Raw genomic sequence first — 18,462 nt, 5'->3', positions numbered from 1 at the left:
TCTCCCTTTTTGTCTCATTTGCCGGGTGTGCCGTAATCGACCGCCCGCGAATCCGTTGTTGACTCTCCAGCGACCGGAGACTCCAAGGTGAGGGACATGGACGACGACACCTCGTACTCCCGGGATTCCCGGGAACCCCCGGAATCCCCGGAATCCCCGCACTCCCTGCACTCCATCGGGGAACTGGCCCGGCTGACCGGGCTGACGGTCAGGACCATCCGGTTCTGGTCCGACACGGGCGTGGTGCCGCCGACCGACCGCACACCCGCGGGCTACCGCCTCTACGATCCCGACGCGCTCGCGCGCCTCGGCCTCGTGCGGACGCTGCGCGACCTCGGCGTGGGGCTCCCCGTCATCCGGCAGGTGCTGGAGAGGGAGATCACCGTCCCCGAGGTCGCGGCCGTCCACGCCGAGGCCCTGGACGTGCAGATCCGCACCTTGCGGTTGCGTCAGGCCGTGCTGCGGGCGGTGGCCGGGCGCGGGTCGACACCCGAGGAGCTGGAACTCATGCACAAGCTCGCAACCCTGTCCGAGCAGGAACGACGCCGCCTGATCGACGAATTCATCGACAGCGCCTTCGAGGGCCTGGACGTCGACCCGGACTTCCTCGCCTCGATGCGCAACGGCATGCCCCGGCTGCCGGAGGACCCCTCGCAGGAGCAGCTCGACGCCTGGGTGGAGCTCGCGGAGCTCGTCCGGGACGAGGACTTCCGGGCCGGGATCCGCCGCGCGGCCGAGGACCAGACGCGGGCCTGGCGGGAGTCCGGGCGCCCCGACGGCGAGCGGACGAAGCACGCCGCGCAGGTGATCAAGGAGCGTACGGCCGAGGCGCGGAAGGCCGGGGTCGCCCCGGACAGCCCCGCGGCCCGGCCGTACGTCGACGAGCTCGCCGCCGCCCTCGCGGAGGTGTCGCGCCGCGAGGACGGGCCGGAGTTCCGGGCCTGGCTGCTGGAGAGGCTGGAGACCGGCAACGACCCGCGCTACGGCAAGTACTGGCGGCTCGTCGCCGTGATCAACGGCTGGGCGCTGCCGGACATGGAGCCGGCCACGGAGTGGTTCACGGCCGCGCTGCGGGCCGGGGTGCGGGGGTAGGGCCCACCCTGTCCGTTCGCAGGGTCCGGCCCGGTGCGCCCTCGTCGGCGCACCGGGCCGGGTGCCTGCCCCGTCCGGGTTCTTCGCGGGGTCCGCCGGGTTGGCGTCCGCGGGCCCCGGGCCGCGGGACCGACGGGAAACGGACGCGGCACTGGCGCCCCGGAGATGTCGTCCGCACTTGCGGGGAACCTCCTGTCACGCCAGCCCTCCTGACGTATCGTCGGTTGGCGGAAAACGCGCGCGGAGGGGACAGTGGTGCACCCGGCGAAGGAACGTATCGCAGCGGTATTCGGACGGAATCAGGGCAGCGGATACCTCCTCGCCCCGAACCTGGTGCTGACGGCCGCACACGTGGTCGGTGACTGCGCGAACCCGCGGGTGATCGTCCCCGGCGGCGTCGGGCAGGTCCGCTGCAGAGTGGTCTGGGCGCGCGACGACAACCGCCGCTGCGACGTCGCCCTGCTCGTCGGCGAGCGGGACCTCGTCTCCGAGGACGTCGCCGAATCCTTCGAACCCCTCGTCTGGGGCCGCGCCTACGACCTGAGGGTCTGGCCCGGCGCCCAGGCCATCGGCTTCCCGCACGTCCAGCGCGACGAAGCCGGCGAGCTCGACACCGAGCAGATCGTCGGCTCCCTCAAGCCGGGCAGCAACCTGCTCAGCGGCCGGCACGTCCTCGACAGCGAGTACGGGCCCCCGCAGCCGCCCGCCGACGGCGGTTCGCCGTGGGCCGGGATGTCCGGCGCCGCCGTCTTCGTGGACGGCCTGCTCGCCGGCGTGGTCTGCGCCGACCCGAGCGGCTGGCGGCACGGGCGGCTCACGGTCACCCCGTCCGCCACGCTCTGGCAGGACTTCGCGTTCCTCAGCGAATGCCTGCTCGTGGGCCACAAGCCCGAGTCCCGCTCCCTCGCCTCGCCGCGGCAGCTGGAGATCGAGGCCTTCGAACGGCGCCTGCGCGACTACATCGTCGAGAAGTCCGGCGAACTGACGATCATCGGCCTGACCCTCTCCGACGGCGAGGGCGAGACCTGGCCCCTGGACGCCGCCTACCTGAGCCTGGAACTGACCGGCGGCGCGGCACGCGGCGCGGGCGGCGCCGAGGCCGGAGCGATGGGGGAGTGGCTCCCCGAGAACTCCACGCCCTCCCCCAAGCGCGCCGAGGAAGCCCTCGCAGGCCGCCGCCGCGTGCTCCTGCGCGGCGCCGCCGGCTCCGGCAAGACGACGCTGCTGCAGTGGCTCGCCACCATCACCGCCCGCGGCGACCTGCCGCCCGGCCTCGGCCACCTCAGCGGCTGCATGCCGCTCACCCTCCCCCTCCGTACGCTCATCCGCCGCGGCGAACTCCCGCAGCCCGAGGAGTTCCTGGCCTCGGCCGCAGGCCCGCTCGCCGGGCTGCCCGCCGCCCAGGGCTGGGTGACCCGCAGGCTCACCGAAGGCACCGCGCTGCTGCTGATCGACGGCGTGGACGAGGTCCCCGAGGCCGACCGCCGCCGCACCCTGGCCTGGGTGAAGGACCTCCTCGCCGCCTACCCCGACGCCCGCTACGTCATCACCACCCGCCCCTCCGCCGTCAGGGAAGGCTGGCTCGCCGACGCCGGCTTCACCGAGCTGGAACTGCTCCCCATGAGCCGCGGCGACGTCGTCTCGTTCATCGGCCGCTGGCACGACGCCGCGGGCGCGCACCACCACGAGCCCCTGCGCGCGTTCCGCGACTCCCTCACCACCGCCGTCGTCACCAAGCGCGACCTCGGCATGCTCGCCACCAACCCCCTGATGTGCGCCCTGATCTGCGCCCTCAACCGCTCCCGCAAGGGCTATCTCCCGCACGGCCGCATGGAGCTCTACCGCGCCGCCCTGGAGCTGCTGCTCGTCCGGCGCGACCGCGAGCGGGGCGTGGTCGTCGGCGAGGACGGCCCGGAGCTGGAGCACGGTCAGCAGGTCGCCCTGCTGCAGAAGATCGCCTACTGGCTGATCCGCAACGGCCGTACGGTCATCGAGTGGCACAAGGCCGTCGAGATCCTCGACCGGGCCCTGCCCGCCATGCCGGCCGTGGCCGCCCGCGGCAGCGCCGAGGACATACTGCGCCACCTCGTCCTGCGCAGCGGCCTCCTGCGCCGCCCCACGAACGAGACCCTCGACTTCATCCACCGCACCTTCCAGGACTACCTCGGCGCCCAGGCCGCCGTGGACGACTGGGACTTCGACGTCCTGGTCCACCACGCCCACGACGACCAGTGGGAGGACGTCCTCCGCATGGCCGTCGGCCACGCCCCGCCGCGCGCCCGCGCGGAGCTTCTGCGCCTGCTGCTGGAACGCGGCGACAAGGAACCGGGCCACCGCGCCCGCCTCCACCTCCTCGCCGCGGCGTGCCTCGAACACGCGACGGAGGTCGACTGGGAGGTCCGCGCCCGCGTGGAGAAGGCGGCGGCGGAGCTCGTACCGCCGGGGGACTTGGCGGCTGCCAAGGAGCTCGCCGCGGCGGGGCGGGTAGTGCTGGATCTCCTGCCGGGTCCCGAGGGGCTGACGGATGACGTCGCCTATGCGGTGGTGGTCGCGGCGACGGCGGTGGCCGACGAGAAGGCGGTGCCGCTGCTCTCGCTGTACGCGGGCCATCCGTCCCTGAGAGTACGGGCGCAGCTTGCGTGGGCATGGGACCGGTTCGCGGCCGAGTCCTACGGGGCTGCAGTCATCAGCCGGTTGGCATACGAAGGCGATGCCCATGACGAGCTCGAATTCGTAGTGAAATCGCGGGAACACCTCACCGTGCTGAAGCAGCTCGGCGGACGGCCTCGCGTAGCGGTCCGCGGTCGGCTTGCCGGTGACCTGATGGATCTGGCCACGCCGGTTCTCGCCGATGTGACTTTCCGGGACCAGGACGAGGTCGACCTGCGGACGTTGCGCGATTGCTGTTCGCTACGTGTTCTGCGCGTCGTCGAGTCCGAACGCGTTGTCCATTTGGATGAGCTGGACGGGAGGGCGCTACGGCAGCTCAGACTGTGGCTGAGGGAGCGACCCGATGGTCTCGATGCGCTGGAGCGCATGCCGATGCTGTACGACCTGACTCTGGAGTGGAATCAGACGGCGGCCGCGTCACGCTCCCCGGAGTTGTCACTGCCTCCGGGACTTCGCTACCTGCACCTCGGGGCGGGAGCCTCTGCCTCCTTGCTGCTGTCGAGCCTGGAGGGTCATCCCGGGCTGGAGCAGCTTGCGGTCCATGCCACCGACGGTTACAGGCAACGGGTCGCCCTGGAATCACTGCCGAGGCTCCGGTTCCTGACGGCCTTCGGAGAGGACCTGAGAGCCCTGGCGGAAGCCGAACCGGTGCCACAGGTGGAAGAACTCCAGCTGAACAAGGCTTTCGGCCTCACCGGACTGGCCCAGGTGCATCGTGTTTACCCCCGGCTCAAGAGGATCTATCTCATCGACCCGGACCTGGGCACCCAGGACGCCACTCTCGACCTGTCGCTACTGGGCAATCCGGGCCCGGTCGAAGTGCACGTCCAGCACTCGGGCCCGGTCATCAACAAGGACGCGCTGCCTGAGGGCTCCGAAGTTTGGATCAGCTACTAGCGCCGTCGGCGGAGGAACTGCAGAGAGTTCAAGGGCTGATGTCGAGTACCCGCACGAGTTCCCCCGCCCAGCGTCCGGGTTCCGCCGTGGCGACGAACGCCCCGTCGGGTCGCTCGGGGTTCGGCTCGGCCGCGTACCGGGCGTGTGCGTCGGCCCAGCTGCCGCTGCTTGCGATGGCCAGTGCTGCCGGCAGGTCCAGGTCGAGGACGGTGACGCCGGGGAGTGCGGCGAGATGCTCGGCCGTGCCGGGGCGGGCCCGGTCGGCCTCGACCAGTGCGCAGGTCGGTGCGTACAAGTGCCACCCCGCTTCCATGTGCGCGCGGTGGATGAGCCGGGAGGCGACGACGTTGCCGCGGCCGGCGGCCACCATGGCCGTGTGGTCGAGAACGATGTGGAGGTGGTCGCTCACCGCGCCGCCTCGGAGAGCCGCCGGTCCAACTCGGCGTCGAGCCGTTCCTCTTCGTCCTGGCTGGGGTCGTAGCCGTTCCACTCGCGCAGCATCCGGCGGGCTCGCTCGGCTTGCTCGGCGCGCTCGGCGGGGGTGAGGAGCTCGTCGGCCAGGCGGGAGAGGTAGGCGCGCAGGGACATGCCTTCTGCTGCGGCGACCTCGGCGAGACGGTCACGGGCATCGGCGGGAATGCGGATGTTCGCGTCAGCCATGGGTAATCCTCTGTTCAGCACGCAGGAAGAGTATGGGTACGTACCCGTACCCATACTTCATTCTCCTGGATTTCTCTCGAACGAGTGGTTCCCCGGTGCCGTGCCTGACGTCATCCCGCCACCCCCCTCCAAGCCCCCCGCAACTCCTCCGCCACCCCCATAGCGGTCAGCGGCGCAGCCCCCCGTTCCCGGGCCGCCAGCCCGTGGAGGTACGCCCCGACCGCGGCCGCGTCCCAGCCCGGCAGGCCGGCCGCCAGCAGTGACCCCGTGAGTCCCGACAGGACGTCGCCGCTCCCTGCCGTGGCCAGCCACGGTGTCCCCGTCGGGTTGACTCGGACCGTGCGGCGGCCGTGGCCGGGGCCGCCCGTGGAGGCGATCAGCGTCGTGGAGCCCTTCAGGAGGGCGGTGGCGCCGTAGTGTTCGGAGAGGGCGCGGACGGCCGCCAGGCGGCCGGATTCGACGCGGTCGCGCGAGACGCCCAGCAAGGCCGCCGCCTCCCCGGCGTGCGGGGTCAGCAGGGTCTCCGCAGCGCGCTCCCGTACCGCGTCGGCCGTCATCAGCCGCAGCCCGTCCGCGTCCACGAGGACCGGTACGTCCGAGGCGAGGACGTCCTCCAGCGCCTGCCGGGCCTCCGCGCCGTCGCCGAGGCCGGGGCCGACGACCCAGGCCTGGACGCGGCCCGCCTTCGACGGGGGGCCGGCGGAGACGAGGGTCTCGGGGAAGCGGGCGATCACGGCGTCCGCGGCCGGCCCGGCGTAGCGCACGGCGCCCGCGCCGCCGTGGAGGGCGCCTGCGACGGCGAGGACGGCCGCGCCGGGGTAGCGGGCCGAGCCGGCGACGACGCCGACGACGCCGCGCCGGTACTTGTCGCTCTCCGCGGCGGGCTGCGGCAGCAGCGCGGCGACGTCGGCGTGCTGCAGGGACTCGACGTCGGGCCGGGCGGGCAGCTGCAGCCCGATGTCGACGAGGCGGAGGGCGCCGGCGTGCTCGCGGGCGGGGTCGACGAGGAGGCCGGGCTTGTACGCGCCGAAGGTGATCGTCGCGTCGGCGCGTACGGCGGTGCCGCGTACCTCCCCGGTGTCGGCGTCGACGCCGCTCGGCAGGTCGACGGCGACGAGGATCGCGCCGCCGTCGGCGGCGGCCCGGACGAGCTGGGCGGCGTCGGGGCGCAGGCCGCCCTTGCCGCCGATGCCGACGATCCCGTCGAGGACGAGGTCCGCGCCTCGCAGGGCCCGGTCCGCGGCCTCGGCGGAGGCGACGCGGCCCCCGGCGGCCTGCAGGGCGGCGAGTCCGGCGGCGTGCGCCCGTTCGGGCGCGACCAGCACGGCGGTCACTCCGGCGCCGCGCCGGGCGAGCCGGGCCCCGGCGTAGAGGGCGTCGCCGCCGTTGTCGCCGCTGCCGACGAGCAGGGCGATCCGCGCCCCGTACACCCGCCTGAGCAGCCCGGCGCAGGAGGCGGCGAGCCCCGCGGCGGCGCGCTGCATCAGGGCGCCGTGGGGGAGCTGTGCCATGAGCGCGCGCTCGGCGGCCCGTACGGTCTCGACGCTGTAGGCAGTCCTCATGCCCTCAGTCTCACCATCGCGCGCCCTGCACGCTCCCGATAGGGAGACCTGGTGCGACCTGATGGGGCCTGGTGCGACCTGATGCGGCCCGACGTTCCGGAAAAGACCCCCCGAAATGACAGCCTGAGGCCCCACCCCTCATCGCCTGCGCGGACGTCCTGAGAGACTGACGGGGATGAACGAGACTCCGATCCGCGTCCGCGAGACCCCGATGCGCGCCCGTGCCCTGGTCGACCTGGCCGCTCTGCGGGCCAACGTACGCACGCTCAAGGCCCGCGCGGCCGGGGCGCAGCTGATGGCCGTGGTCAAGGCGAACGCCTACGGCCACGGCGCGGTGCAGTGTGCCCGGGCGGCCCGCGAGGCCGGTGCCGAGTGGGTGGGCACGGCCACGCCGGACGAGGCGCTGGCGCTGCGTGCGGCGGGCGACCGGGGCCGGCTGATGTGCTGGCTGTGGACGCCGGGCGGGCCGTGGCGCGAGGCCGTGGAGGCGGACGTCGACGTGACGGTCAGCGGGCTGTGGGCGCTCGCGGAGGTCGCGGAGGCCGTACGGGCCGCGGGGCGTCCCGCGCGCGTCCAGCTGAAGATCGACACCGGTCTGGGGCGCAACGGCTGCCAGCCCGACGACTGGCCGGAACTGATCGCCGCGGCGCGCGAGGCGGAGGAGGCCGGCCTGCTGAAGGTGACCGGCGTCTGGTCGCACTTCGCGTGCGCCGACGAGCCGGGCCACCCCTCCATCCAGGCCCAGCTGAGGGTCTTCCGCGACGCGGTGGCGTACGCGGAGCGGCAGGGCGTCGAGCCCGAGGTGCGGCACATAGCCAACTCCCCGGCGACCCTCACGCTCCCCGAGACCCATTTCGACCTCGTGCGGACGGGCATCGCGATGTACGGGGTCTCGCCGAGCCCCGAGGTCGGCACGCCGCAGGAGCTGGGCCTGAAGCCGGTGATGACGCTGTCGGCGTACCTGGCGTCGGTGAAGCGGGTGCCGGGCGGCCACGGCGTCTCGTACGGGCACCACTACGTCACCCCGGGCCCCACGACCCTCGCGCTCGTCCCCGTGGGCTACGCGGACGGCATCCCGCGCGCGGGCTCCGGCACCGGTCCGGTGCTGGTGGGCGGCAAGTGGCGGACGGTGGCCGGCCGGGTGGCCATGGACCAGTTCGTGGTGGACCTGGGCGGCGATACGGCGCAGGTGGGCGAGGAAGCGGTGCTGTTCGGGCCGGGCGACCGGGGCGAGCCGACCGCCGAGGACTGGGCACGGGCCACGGGAACGATCGCTTACGAGGTGGTCACGCGCATCTCCAACCGCGTGCCCCGCGTCTATGTCGGTGAGAACGTGGACGGGTACACCGAATAGCACCGCACGGTCCGGGTGCATGGTCCGGGCGCACGGTCCGGGCGCATGGACCCGGTGGACGGGCCCGGTGGAAGGCCGGGCGAGCAGGCCCGGTGGAAGGACCCGGCGAACAGGCCCGGTGGAAAGACCGGGCGGGCAGGCCCCAGGATTGGGCCCGGCCCGCACGGGCACGAGCACGGGCACGATGAGTACGCGGACGTGGACATGCCGAAAAGCGGGGACACGGGGGGCGCGCGATGAACAGGGACAGCACGGGCGCGGGCACGGCGGCCGGCACGGCCGCCGCGGCCGTCGGGGCCTTCGAAGCCGTCGGGGCCGTCGCGGCGGCCGGTGGCATGACGCCGCCGGGAGCGGGCACCGGATGGCGGCGCGGCGCCGGCGTCGCGGGAGCGGCCCTGGGCGTCCTGGCCGCGGGAGCCGCGGTCGGCGTGGCGGTCGAGCGGCTGACGGTCGGGCGCGGCATGCGCCGCGACGCCCGGCTGGCCCTGGACTCGGCGGGCCCTTACGGGACCCTGCGCGGGACGCCGGGCTCGGCGGTCGCGGAGGACGGCACGCAGCTGTACTACGAGGTCGACGAGGTGGACGAGGCGCGCGAGGAAGCGGACGCCTCCGCCTCCCGGCGGCTGTTCGGCGGCCGCCGTACGCCCACCGCTCCGCCCCTCACGGTCGTCTTCAGCCACGGCTACTGTCTCAGCCAGGACTCCTGGCACTTCCAGCGCGCCGCCCTGCGGGCCGCCGGAATCCGCGCGGTCTTCTGGGACCAGCGCAGCCACGGCCGCTCCGAGCGCAGCCGTACGGCCGCCGTCTCCATCGACCTCTTCGGCCGCGACCTCAAGGCCGTCATCGACGCCGCGGCCCCCGAGGGGTCGCTGGTGCTCGTGGGGCATTCGATGGGCGGCATGACGACGATGGGGCTGGCCGCGCAGTACCCCGGCCTGATCGACGGGCGCGTCGTCGGCGCGGCCTTCCTCGGCACGTCCCCGGGCGGGCTCGCCGAGAACACGTACGGGCTGCCGGCCGCCGGGATGGCCGTGGTCCGGCGGCTCGTCCTGCCGGGCGCGTTCAAGCTGATGGCCGCCCGGCCCGAGCTGGTCGAGAAGGGTCGCCGGGCCACGTCCGACCTGTTCGCGGGCATCCTCCGGTGGTACTCGTTCGGATCCAAGGACGTGGACCCGGCGGTCGTGCGGTTCGCGGAACGGCTGATCGAGGCCACGCCGGTCGACGTCGTCGCCGCGTTCTACCCGGTCTTCGCCGAGCACGAGAAGCGGGAGGCGCTGCGCGCCTTCGACGGCCTGCCGGTGGTCGTCGCGGCGGGCGACAAGGACCTCCTCACGCCGTGCGAGCACAGCGAGGCCATCGCGGAGGCCCTGCCGGGCGCCCGGCTCCTCCTCCTGGAGGACACCGGTCACCTCGTGATGCTGGAGCGGCCCGAGGTGATCACCGCCCAGCTGGCCGAGCTGCTCGCCGCGGCGGCCGGCGGCGGAGCCCTGGGGCGCGGGGAGCGCGCGGCGGCGGGGGCGCGCGGCCGCGCCTGAAACGCGCCGGGACCGCCCGGCCCCGTACCATCGGCGGGTATGAGCGCCCAGCCTGACATCACCGCCGCCACCACCGCGACCAGCACAGAGCTCACGGTCAAGACCGCCGACGCCATGCGGGAGGTGGGCCGCCGGCTGGCCGGCCTGCTGCGCCCCGGCGACCTGGTGCTGCTCACCGGCGAGCTCGGCGCGGGCAAGACGACGCTGACCCGCGGGCTCGGCGAGGGCCTCGGCGTCCGCGGCGCGGTCACCTCCCCGACGTTCGTCATCGCGCGCGTCCACCCCCACCTCGGCGGCGGCCCGGCGCTCGTCCACGTCGACGCCTACCGGCTGTCCGGCGGCCTGGACGAGATGGAGGACCTGGACCTCGACGTCTCCCTCCCCGAGTCCGTGATCGTCGTGGAGTGGGGCGACGGCAAGGTCGAGGAGCTCTCGGAGGACCGGCTGCACGTGGTCATCCACCGCGCCGTGGGCGCGAGCGCCGCGGACGCGGCGGACGTGGCCCACGCGGCGGAGGACACGGACGACGTGCGGACCGTCCGGGTGACGGGCGTGGGGGCGCGCTGGGCGGACGTGGATCTGTCGCCGCTGGGCTGAGCCCGGCTGAAGTCCTGCTGGAGCCCACCGAGCCCGGCCGGCCCTGGTTGCAGCCCGCCGACCCAGGCCGGCCCCGGCCGGGAAACACGCGCTGTCGTACGCCGCTATACGTTCCGACAAGCCGTCGGCAAGATGTTGCGTCGGCGGCTGCGGGCGTGGTCACATGGTAGGCAGAGACACGGTTAGGTCTACCTAACCTTGCCCAGATGCCCCCCAGGAGGCACCATGCCGGCCCCAGAGCAGCCGCAGTCCGGGACCCGCTCGGAAGAGCGGCCTCCGTCGACGTCGATGCGCGACCTGCTGGCTTCCTGCGCGGCGGCGGACGCGGTGTCGAAACCGCCGCGGGCGCCCGGGGCGCCGGAGGCGCCCGGTGACGACGAGCAGGACGCCGCGTAAGCCCCTTACGCGACCACGACCACCTTCGTGCCGTTCAGCGCGAAGTCCCACATGGCCCGCCCGTCGGCAGGCATCTCCCGCACCGCACCCGTCTTCTTCCCGGCCGCCGCCGGATCCGGCAGCGAGCCGTCCACCGCCGCGCTGAAGCCGAAGACGACCCCCGCCGGATTGCGGTGGAACCGCACCACGTGCTCGATGGCCTTGCCGTCGGACCCCGTGCCCGTGGCGTCCCGCGAGGTAACCGCGTAGGGCCCCGGAGCCGGGTTCACCGCGCTCGGCGCCACCTCGAAGCTGTGCGTCGCCTTGCCGTCCGCGCCGACCAGCCACACCCGCTTCTGCCCGAGCGCGTAGACGACCCGCTTGCCGGTGCCGGAGCCCGCGGGCACGTCCGGAACGGCGGCCTTCGCGCCCTCGTCCTTGCCGGAACCGGTGCCGGAGTCCGCCGGCGCGCCGTCCTTGCCCTTGTCCTCGCCCTTGCCGGAGGCGCCCGCGCCCGCGGCGTGCGAGGACTGCGGCTTGTCGGGAGCGGCCTCGGCCTGGACGGCGAGGAAGCCGACCCCCGCGAGGGCCGCCGCGGTGAGCGTGGCCACGAAGATCCCCGAGCTGCTGCGTGCCACGGCTGCGCACCCTTCTCAGGACCGCCGGTCCTGGTCCTACGTACATATAGATACGGCGTTGCGGCTGACCGTAGCACCCGCCCGCGCCCCCGCCGCGCCGTCGGCCCGGCCCACGCGCGGCCCAGGTGCGCACCGCCCGCCCCACGGTGAGCCGTAGTCTGTCAGTGTGCTGCTGCTCGCTCTTGATACCGCCACGCCCGCCGTCACCGTCGCCCTCCATGACGGCGACAAAGTCATCGCCGAATCGCGTCAGGTCGACGCGCGCCGGCACGGTGAGCTGCTGCTTCCCGCCGTCGACCGGGTGCTCGGCGAAGCGGGCCGCAAGCTCGACGCCGTGACGGACATCGTGGTCGGCGTCGGCCCCGGCCCGTACACCGGCCTGCGGGTCGGCATCGTCACCGCCGCCACCTTCGGCGCCGCGCTCGGCGTGCCCGTCCGCGGCCTGTGCTCGCTCGACGGCCTCGCGTACGCGGCCGGGCAGGCGGGCCTGGAGGGCGAGTTCGTCGTGGCGACGGACGCCCGCCGCAAGGAGGTCTACTGGGCGCGGTACGCGGACGCCCGTACCCGTATCACCGAGCCCGCCGTGGACCGCCCGGCGGACCTCACCGAGAAGCTGGCCGGGCTGACCGTCGTCGGCGCGGGCGCCGTGCTCTACGCCGACTCCTTCACGGACGTGCGGGCCGACATGCCCGAGCACCAGTCCGCGGGCGCCCTGGCCTCCCTCGCCGCGGAGCGCCTGCGCACGGGCGGCGAGTTCCTGCCGGACCAGCCGCTCTACCTGCGCCGCCCCGACGCCCAGGTGCCCGCCAACTACAAGGTGGTCACCCCCAAGTGACCGTGAACGTGCGTGTCCGCGAGATGCGCTGGTGGGACATCGGGCCGGTGCTGGAGCTGGAGCGCGCGCTGTTCCCGGACGACGCGTGGTCCAAGGGCCTGTTCTGGTCCGAGCTGGCGCACGCGCGCGGCGCGGGCGCCACCCGCCGCTACGTCGTCGCCGAGAACGACGAGGGCCGCGTCGTCGGCTACGCGGGCCTCGCCGCGATCGACGGCACCGGCGACGTCCAGACCATCGCCGTCTCCCAGGACCACTGGAGCACGGGCCTCGGCTCCCGCCTCCTCGGCGAGCTCCTGACCGCCGCGACGGACTTCGAGTGCCGCGAGGTGCTCCTCGAAGTGCGCGTCGACAACACCCGGGCGCAGCGCCTGTACGAACGCTTCGGCTTCGAGGCGGTGGGCGTGCGCCGCGGCTACTACCAGCCCGGCAACATCGACGCCCTCGTGATGCGCCTCTCCGATCCCCTCTCCGCAGTGCAAGGAATGACCCATGGCTCGCAAGGCTGACGAACCCCTCGTCCTCGGCATCGAGACCTCGTGCGACGAGACCGGCGTCGGCATCGTCCGCGGGCACACGCTGCTCGCCGACGCCGTCGCCTCCAGCGTGGACGAGCACGCCCGCTTCGGCGGCGTCGTCCCGGAGGTGGCGAGCCGCGCCCACCTGGAGGCGATGGTCCCGACCATCCAGCGCGCGCTGAAGGAGGCCGGCGTCTCCGCGAAGGACCTCGACGGCATCGCGGTCACCGCGGGCCCCGGGCTCGCGGGCGCCCTGCTCGTCGGCGTCTCGGCGGCCAAGGCGTACGCCTACGCCCTCGGCAAGCCCCTCTACGGCGTCAACCACCTCGCCTCCCACATCTGCGTCGACCAGCTGGAGCACGGCCCGCTGCCCGAGCCGACGATGGCGCTGCTGGTCAGCGGCGGCCACTCGTCCCTCCTCCTGGCCCCCGACATCACCTCGGACGTCCGCCCCCTCGGCTCGACGATCGACGACGCGGCCGGCGAGGCCTTCGACAAGGTCGCCCGGGTGCTGAACCTCGGCTTCCCCGGCGGCCCGGTCATCGACCGCTACGCCCGCGAGGGCAACCCCGACGCGATCCGCTTCCCGCGCGGCCTGACCGGCTCGCGCGACCCGATCTACGACTTCTCCTTCTCCGGCCTGAAGACGGCCGTGGCCCGCTGGATAGAGGCCAAGCGGGCGGCGGGCGAGGACGTGCCGGTCGCGGACGTCGCCGCGTCGTTCCAGGAGGCCGTCGTGGACGTCCTCACGCGCAAGGCCGTCCGCGCGTGCAAGGACGAGGGCGTCGACCACCTGATGATCGGCGGCGGCGTCGCGGCGAACACGCGGCTGCGCGCGATGGCGCAGCGCCGCTGCGAGGACGCGGGCATCACGCTGCGCGTGCCGCGGCCGAAGCTGTGCACGGACAACGGGGCGATGGTCGCGGCGCTGGGCGCGGAGATGGTGGCGCGGGGGCGCGCGGCGTCGTCGTGGGATCTGTCGGCGGACTCGTCGCTGCCGGTGACGGAGACGCACGTGCCGGGGGAGGCCCACGACCATGGTGACGGCCATGGGCATGCCCACTCCCACTCCCACGCCCATGATCACGACCACGTCCACGAACTGAGCAAGAAGAACCTGTACGAGTCGTGAAGCTGCCGCCACCACCCCGGCGCTGGTTCCGCTCCCTCAACCCCGGCTGAGCGGGTGCGGGTCCGCGGCGGAGCCGGAGCCCGCAACCCGCCCGAGCTCCGCGATCGCCGCGTGGGCCGCGTCCGGGGACTCGGCCGCGGCGACCGCCGCGCGGAGGTCGTCCGGCGTGTGACCGGACGGTTCCTCGGGCGCGGCGGTGGCGCTCACACCAGCCTCCGCCGGTTGTTGACCTCGGCGACACGGGCGCGGAGGTAGGCGCGGAGGGTGGTCGCCTGGATCGCGGAGGCCGGGCAGTCCCACCCGTCGCCGCTGCAGGGCGGGTGCAGGTGCACCAAATCCCCCGCGTATTTGATGACTTGGCCGACTCGATCGGTCCGTGTGTCGATGACGTACGCCCCGGGCGGCGGAATTTCGTTGCTCACGCTACCCAGGGTTATGGCTGGTCATCAGCCTCGGGAGCAACCTTCGCGGTACGGGCCGCGCAGGTACCGTCGATCTTCGCGGACCGTGAATCGACGGGCATGCGCTCCGGGCTTCGGGGGCCGGGTCCCGAGCGCTCTTTCTGTGGAATGGGCGGGGTGATAACCCACCCACCCGCCCTCTCATTTCCCTTGGGCGCGCCGCCAACCACCGCACATACCACACGGGTTCACTTTGGGCGACTGGGTTGCGACGGGCCGTCACAGGCCTCTAGCGTTCGCAGCAACAAATCAGCCCCGGCTGGTGCGCCAACACCGAACCGGGGCTTGACCATCAAGATCGAATGCGAGTCGATCCCATGGCTGATGCCAACTCTAGCGCCGCCGCGCTCCCCGCACAGGTACACCATCGGGCCCACCCCCAAGCCAAGGCGGGCTACGGCAAGCGATCCGCCCCGGACCAGCACCGCCGCACCGGCAAGGACTTCGCACACCTCCCGCCCCGCGAGGCGTCGATCGCCACGTTCATCGACCGCCTGCCCGAAGGCGCGGCCATGGATGCGAAAACGCTTGCGGCGCACCTCCCGAACTACGGCCAGGCAGCCTGCCGCACCGCACTCCGCCGGCTGTCGCTGGAGGGTCACCTGCGCAGGGTGACGGAACGGATCAAGGGTGACGGCGGCAGCACGCACTGGGTCACGCGGACGTACTTCTCCCGCACGGCGAGGAGCGACGCGTGGTGGGCGGACTTCCAGGCGGGAAACGTTCCGGGGCCGCAGTCGCAGCCCCGGCCCCGACCGGAGCCGCCGCCGCAACCGGCAGGCAAGCCGCCCCGCTCGCAGGCGTACGAGGCCCTCGCGATGGCGGGCCGCATGGACCCGCGCATGACTCTGTCGGCGGCGGACTGCACCGCGCTGGAGCCCCTCGCGGAGGAATGGCTGGCCAGGGGGTCGACCCCGGCGGACATCGCCCGTGAACTCACCGCCGGCCTGCCGCCGGAGGTCCACCACGGCGCGGCACTGGCCCGCCGCCGCCTCACGGACAAGCTCCCACCGGAGCGGCCGGCACCCCCGCCGCCGGGCCGGGCCCTCCGCATCCTGGAGTGCACGACCTGCCGCGCCCCGGGCCGTCCGGAGGCCCTTCCGGGCGGCCTCTGCCGCCCTTGCCGCGGCCAACCGGCCCCCGATACCCCCCAGGCCATCCCCCCGACGGAAATCCACCGCCGGGCCGCCGCCATCCGCGTAAACCTCCGCACCCTCGAAAGGAGCAGCACGTGAGTGTTCAGGAACTGCCTCGCGCCATAGGGGCACCATTGAGGGGAGGAGGCGACGCCATGAGCCCTGCTACGCCCGCTGCCCCGGATTGGCATCAGCTGCCCGAAGATGACTTCGAACAGCTTGCCCACAATGCGCCGGAAGGCGTGAAGCTCGAACTCATCAAGGGAAAGCTAGAGGTCAAGCCGGTGCCGGATGGTGCCCATGGGGCGATCATCATGTGGATGCTCAGGCAGTGCATGCAGCAGCGCCCTGAGCTGGACCTCATCCCAGAACAGCAGCTGAAGGCCGAGAGCTACCGCAAGGGTCGGGCCATCACCGACGCCACCCTCGCTCCCATCGATCATTTCGCCGCCTCCGGCGAGTGGGCCGACCCGGCAGGCGCCTTGATGGTCGTAGAGGTCACCTCCCACGATTCGGACACGGACCGGCGAGACCGTAACGAGAAGCGCGACGGCTACGCCGAGGCGGACATCCCGGTCTACCTCCTCGTCGACCGCCAGGCGCACACGGTCGTCGTCCACAGCGAGCCGAAGGACGGCACCTACCAGGTGTGCACGGTCTACCCGTACGGCGACACCGTCAAGCTCCCGGCCCCGGTCGGCATCACTCTGGATACAGAGAAGCTGAAGGACTACGCCGACTGATCCGGGGCGAGGTGGGTGACGCCGTCGCTCGTGTCACCCGCCTCGAACGCCGTCGGCCCGCGGAAGACGTTCCCGGACGCCTGCCCCGCCGCCTGCGAAGGCGCCCCGTACTTCTCCACCAGGGCCTTCAACTCCTCCGCCGCGGCCTCCCGCTGCTCCGCGGGGAGGCCCTCCAGCAGCGTCTCGAAGCGGTCCTGCCAGACGGCTTCCTGGCGGTCGCGCGTCCGCTCCGTCTGCCCGGACCGGGCCGCGGTCTCCAGCGCGCCGGCCGTGCGGTCGAGCCGTTCCAGTTCTCCGCGCTCGCGCGTCCCGTCGCCGCGCCCGAACCACCGGGCGACCCGTTCCCGGAGCCCGGTCCACGCGTCGGTCCCCGCCGTCTGTACGACTGCCGTACCGCCCGCCGCGGCCGCCGCCGTCAGTGCCTCGCTCAGCATCCCGCTCGCCCCCGTCGCCCCCGTAGCCCACGTGCCCGTGCCGGACGCGACGCACGCTAGCGCCGAACCCGTCGTCGCAATGGTCGTTCGGCGGGAAATACGACTGACCGGAACGAATGCCGCCGTCAGCCGGAGTCGCGGGCGAGTTCGAGTGCCAGGGTCTGCAGGATCTCCTCCGTCGGCGCCTCGGGCGTCGTCTCGTCGTAGGCGTCCGCGACCGCCTCGAAGGCCAGCATCAATCCGCTGATCAGCGCGCTCATGGGCGCGGAGAGCTGGTTCAGCACGGCGAGTCCCACCTCGCGCGCCTCCGCGCCGACCGGCACCATGAACTCGTCCGGGATCACCTCGCCGAGGAGGGACGACACGTAGTCCGTCCCCACGCCGCCGCGCAGGGCCGTGAGCGCCGCGATGGCCTTGAGTTTGATCTCGTTCTCGTTCAGGTTCTCGGTCATGGGGTGAGCGTAGGAGGAACATCCCCTCCTTCCTCGTCGCCCATGCCGGGTTACCCGCGGACCACTTGCGCGCGGACCGCTCACCCGCAGCCCGCTTACCCGCGGACCTCCCGCCCCAGCAGCATCACCGGCGCGCCCGCCGCCCGGGTCAGCACGATCACGCAGGAGTTCGGTCCGGCGAGCTTCAGCTTCCTGCGGAGGTCCTCCGGCTCCACCGCCGAGCCCCGCTTCTTGATGACGGCGACGCCGATGCCCCGCTCCCGCACCACGGCTTTGAGCTTCTTCAGGTTGAACGGGAGGACGTCCGTGATCTCGTACGCCGACGCGTAGTCCGTCGCCCGCAGCTCGTCGCTCGTCACGTACGCGATCGTCTCGTCGATCAGCCCGCCGTCGCCCAGCGCGGCCGCCACGTCCGCCACCAGGTGCGCGCGGATCACGGCGCCGTCCGGCTCGTACACGTACCGCCCCACCGGTCGTACCGACGGGTCCGGCAGCCCGGCGCCCACCAGCGAGTGCCCGCCCGGCAGCAGCGTCGCCCGCCGCGCGCCCGGCGCCGTGCCGAACCACAGGACGGCCTCCTTCACGTCGCCCCCGTCCGAGATCCACTCGGCCTCGGCGTCGTCCGGGATGGCCTCGTGAGGCACCCCGGGAGCGATCTTGAGGGCCGCGCGCGGGGCCTTCCGGGCGGCTTCGATCGCCCACGACAGCGGCGGCGAGTACGCCTCCGGATCGAAGATGCGGCCGCGTCCGCCCCGTCGCGCCGGGTCGACGAACACCGCGTCGTAGCCCGAGGTGTCCACGTCGGCGACGTCGGCGCAGCGCACCTCGATGAGGTCGGACAGGCCCAGCGCTTCGGCGTTCGCGCGGGCGACCGCGCAGGTCAGCGGGTCGCGGTCGACGGCGAGGACGCGGATGCCCAGCCGTGCCAGCGCGATCGCGTCGCCGCCGATGCCGCAGCACAGGTCGGCCACGGAGCGGACGCCGAGCGCGGCGAACCGTCCGGCCCGGTACTCGGCCACGGACCGTCGCGTCGACTGCTCCACGCCGTTCGGCGTGAAGAACATCCGGTACGCGTCCTCCGCCCCGAACTTCGCCACCGCCCGCTGCCGCAGCCGGGCCATGCCGAGCGCCGCCGAGACGAGCTCCGCGGGGTGGTCGCGGCGCAGCCGGGTCGCCGTGGCCAGTTCCCGGGCGGGGTCGTGGTCGCGCAGCCCGGCGAGCAGGCTGCGGCCCTCGTCCGTGAGGAGGGCGGTGAAGGCGGCGACGGCGGCCGCCGACGCGTCCGGCTCGTCCCGGTCGTTCGGCTTGCTCGGCTTGTTCGGTTCGTTCTGTGCTGGCACCCGGCCATTCTTGCCCAGCCCTGCTCCCCGGCCC

At 73.3% G+C, this 18,462-nt stretch carries 20 protein-coding genes; 11 read left to right on the top strand and 9 right to left on the bottom strand.

Annotated elements, in window-relative coordinates; all coding sequences use genetic code 11:
* The first annotated feature begins 96 nt into the window (after positions 1-96).
* Positions 97-1,092, top strand: a complete 996-nt coding sequence (locus AS857_RS32985; RefSeq protein WP_079110785.1) for a MerR family transcriptional regulator — start codon at positions 97-99, stop codon at positions 1,090-1,092.
* A gap of 255 nt (positions 1,093-1,347) precedes the next feature.
* Positions 1,348-4,659, top strand: coding sequence for a serine protease (locus tag AS857_RS32980; RefSeq protein ID WP_144440914.1), 3,312 nt, complete (start codon positions 1,348-1,350; stop codon positions 4,657-4,659).
* A 28-nt stretch (positions 4,660-4,687) separates the two neighbouring features.
* Here AS857_RS32980 and AS857_RS32975 read toward each other — a convergent pair whose 3' ends face one another.
* The 3 genes from AS857_RS32975 to AS857_RS32965 all read right to left on the bottom strand — a co-directional run bounded on the left by AS857_RS32975 (position 4,688) and on the right by AS857_RS32965 (position 6,881).
* The gene (locus AS857_RS32975) at positions 4,688-5,068 is read right to left on the bottom strand and encodes a PIN domain-containing protein (protein ID WP_173864832.1); all 381 of its coding nucleotides are present in this window, start codon (positions 5,066-5,068) and stop codon (positions 4,688-4,690) included.
* The gene (locus AS857_RS32970) at positions 5,065-5,319 is read right to left on the bottom strand and encodes a hypothetical protein (RefSeq protein WP_058046799.1); all 255 of its coding nucleotides are present in this window, start codon (positions 5,317-5,319) and stop codon (positions 5,065-5,067) included. The genes AS857_RS32975 and AS857_RS32970 overlap by 4 nt, the downstream gene beginning before the upstream one ends.
* A 110-nt stretch (positions 5,320-5,429) precedes the next feature.
* Complete coding sequence (locus tag AS857_RS32965) at positions 5,430-6,881, bottom strand: bifunctional ADP-dependent NAD(P)H-hydrate dehydratase/NAD(P)H-hydrate epimerase (protein WP_058046798.1); 1,452 nt, start codon at positions 6,879-6,881, stop codon at positions 5,430-5,432.
* Between the two features lie 175 nt (positions 6,882-7,056).
* On the opposite strand from AS857_RS32965, the gene alr reads away from it, so the two are divergent.
* From alr to AS857_RS40520, 4 genes are all read left to right on the top strand, one after another.
* Positions 7,057-8,235 (top strand): alanine racemase, encoded by a 1,179-nt coding sequence (alr, locus tag AS857_RS32960; protein WP_058046797.1) that lies wholly within the window; start codon positions 7,057-7,059, stop codon positions 8,233-8,235.
* A 335-nt stretch (positions 8,236-8,570) separates the two neighbouring features.
* Positions 8,571-9,770, top strand: coding sequence for an alpha/beta fold hydrolase (locus AS857_RS32955; protein WP_058047223.1), 1,200 nt, complete (start codon positions 8,571-8,573; stop codon positions 9,768-9,770).
* Positions 9,771-9,809: 39 nt separating this feature from the next.
* On the top strand, positions 9,810-10,367 hold the full coding sequence (gene tsaE / locus AS857_RS32950) for a tRNA (adenosine(37)-N6)-threonylcarbamoyltransferase complex ATPase subunit type 1 TsaE (protein ID WP_058046796.1): 558 nt from the start codon (positions 9,810-9,812) through the stop codon (positions 10,365-10,367).
* Positions 10,368-10,592: 225 nt separating this feature from the next.
* Positions 10,593-10,763: a hypothetical protein gene (locus tag AS857_RS40520; RefSeq protein WP_173864831.1), complete on the top strand. Its 171-nt coding sequence runs from the start codon at positions 10,593-10,595 to the stop codon at positions 10,761-10,763.
* A 5-nt stretch (positions 10,764-10,768) separates the two neighbouring features.
* Here AS857_RS40520 and AS857_RS32945 read toward each other — a convergent pair whose 3' ends face one another.
* A complete protein-coding gene (locus AS857_RS32945) occupies positions 10,769-11,380 on the bottom strand; it encodes a hypothetical protein (RefSeq protein ID WP_058046795.1) in 612 nt (203 codons plus the stop codon).
* A 166-nt stretch (positions 11,381-11,546) separates the two neighbouring features.
* Here AS857_RS32945 and tsaB point away from each other — a divergent pair, with 166 nt between their 5' ends.
* The 3 genes from tsaB to tsaD are packed head-to-tail and all read left to right on the top strand — an operon-like array spanning position 11,547 to position 13,862.
* Positions 11,547-12,215 (top strand): tRNA (adenosine(37)-N6)-threonylcarbamoyltransferase complex dimerization subunit type 1 TsaB, encoded by a 669-nt coding sequence (gene tsaB / locus AS857_RS32940; protein ID WP_058046794.1) that lies wholly within the window; start codon positions 11,547-11,549, stop codon positions 12,213-12,215.
* A gap of 23 nt (positions 12,216-12,238) precedes the next feature.
* Positions 12,239-12,721 (top strand): ribosomal protein S18-alanine N-acetyltransferase, encoded by a 483-nt coding sequence (gene rimI, locus AS857_RS32935; protein ID WP_058047222.1) that lies wholly within the window; start codon positions 12,239-12,241, stop codon positions 12,719-12,721.
* The gene (gene tsaD, locus AS857_RS32930; RefSeq protein ID WP_058046793.1) at positions 12,705-13,862 is read left to right on the top strand and encodes a tRNA (adenosine(37)-N6)-threonylcarbamoyltransferase complex transferase subunit TsaD; all 1,158 of its coding nucleotides are present in this window, start codon (positions 12,705-12,707) and stop codon (positions 13,860-13,862) included. The genes rimI and tsaD overlap by 17 nt, the downstream gene beginning before the upstream one ends.
* A 36-nt stretch (positions 13,863-13,898) precedes the next feature.
* Here the strand turns inward: tsaD and AS857_RS40165 are convergent, their stop codons facing one another.
* Both AS857_RS40165 and AS857_RS39700 read right to left on the bottom strand, forming a co-directional pair.
* Positions 13,899-14,069 (bottom strand): hypothetical protein, encoded by a 171-nt coding sequence (locus AS857_RS40165; RefSeq protein ID WP_160330284.1) that lies wholly within the window; start codon positions 14,067-14,069, stop codon positions 13,899-13,901.
* Complete coding sequence (locus AS857_RS39700; protein WP_079110783.1) at positions 14,066-14,284, bottom strand: hypothetical protein; 219 nt, start codon at positions 14,282-14,284, stop codon at positions 14,066-14,068. Before AS857_RS39700 ends, AS857_RS40165 begins: the two co-directional genes overlap by 4 nt.
* A gap of 356 nt (positions 14,285-14,640) precedes the next feature.
* Here AS857_RS39700 and AS857_RS32925 point away from each other — a divergent pair, with 356 nt between their 5' ends.
* Complete coding sequence (locus tag AS857_RS32925; protein ID WP_058046792.1) at positions 14,641-15,558, top strand: hypothetical protein; 918 nt, start codon at positions 14,641-14,643, stop codon at positions 15,556-15,558.
* Between the two features lie 56 nt (positions 15,559-15,614).
* Positions 15,615-16,202: a Uma2 family endonuclease gene (locus AS857_RS32920; RefSeq protein ID WP_058046791.1), complete on the top strand. Its 588-nt coding sequence runs from the start codon at positions 15,615-15,617 to the stop codon at positions 16,200-16,202.
* Here AS857_RS32920 and AS857_RS40160 read toward each other — a convergent pair.
* From AS857_RS40160 to AS857_RS32905, 3 genes are all read right to left on the bottom strand, one after another.
* Positions 16,190-16,636 (bottom strand): hypothetical protein, encoded by a 447-nt coding sequence (locus AS857_RS40160; RefSeq protein ID WP_058046790.1) that lies wholly within the window; start codon positions 16,634-16,636, stop codon positions 16,190-16,192. The two genes, AS857_RS32920 and AS857_RS40160, sit on opposite strands and share 13 nt — an antisense overlap.
* 125 nt (positions 16,637-16,761) lie before the next feature.
* The gene (locus AS857_RS32910; RefSeq protein WP_058046789.1) at positions 16,762-17,088 is read right to left on the bottom strand and encodes a hypothetical protein; all 327 of its coding nucleotides are present in this window, start codon (positions 17,086-17,088) and stop codon (positions 16,762-16,764) included.
* Between the two features lie 95 nt (positions 17,089-17,183).
* The gene (locus AS857_RS32905; RefSeq protein WP_058047221.1) at positions 17,184-18,311 is read right to left on the bottom strand and encodes a class I SAM-dependent methyltransferase; all 1,128 of its coding nucleotides are present in this window, start codon (positions 18,309-18,311) and stop codon (positions 17,184-17,186) included.
* Positions 18,312-18,462 lie beyond the last annotated feature (151 nt).

Origin of the sequence: Streptomyces roseifaciens, assembly GCF_001445655.1 — a bacterium.
Lineage (GTDB): Bacteria > Actinomycetota > Actinomycetes > Streptomycetales > Streptomycetaceae > Streptomyces > Streptomyces aureoversilis.
This window is presented reverse-complemented; position numbering and strand designations above follow the sequence as displayed.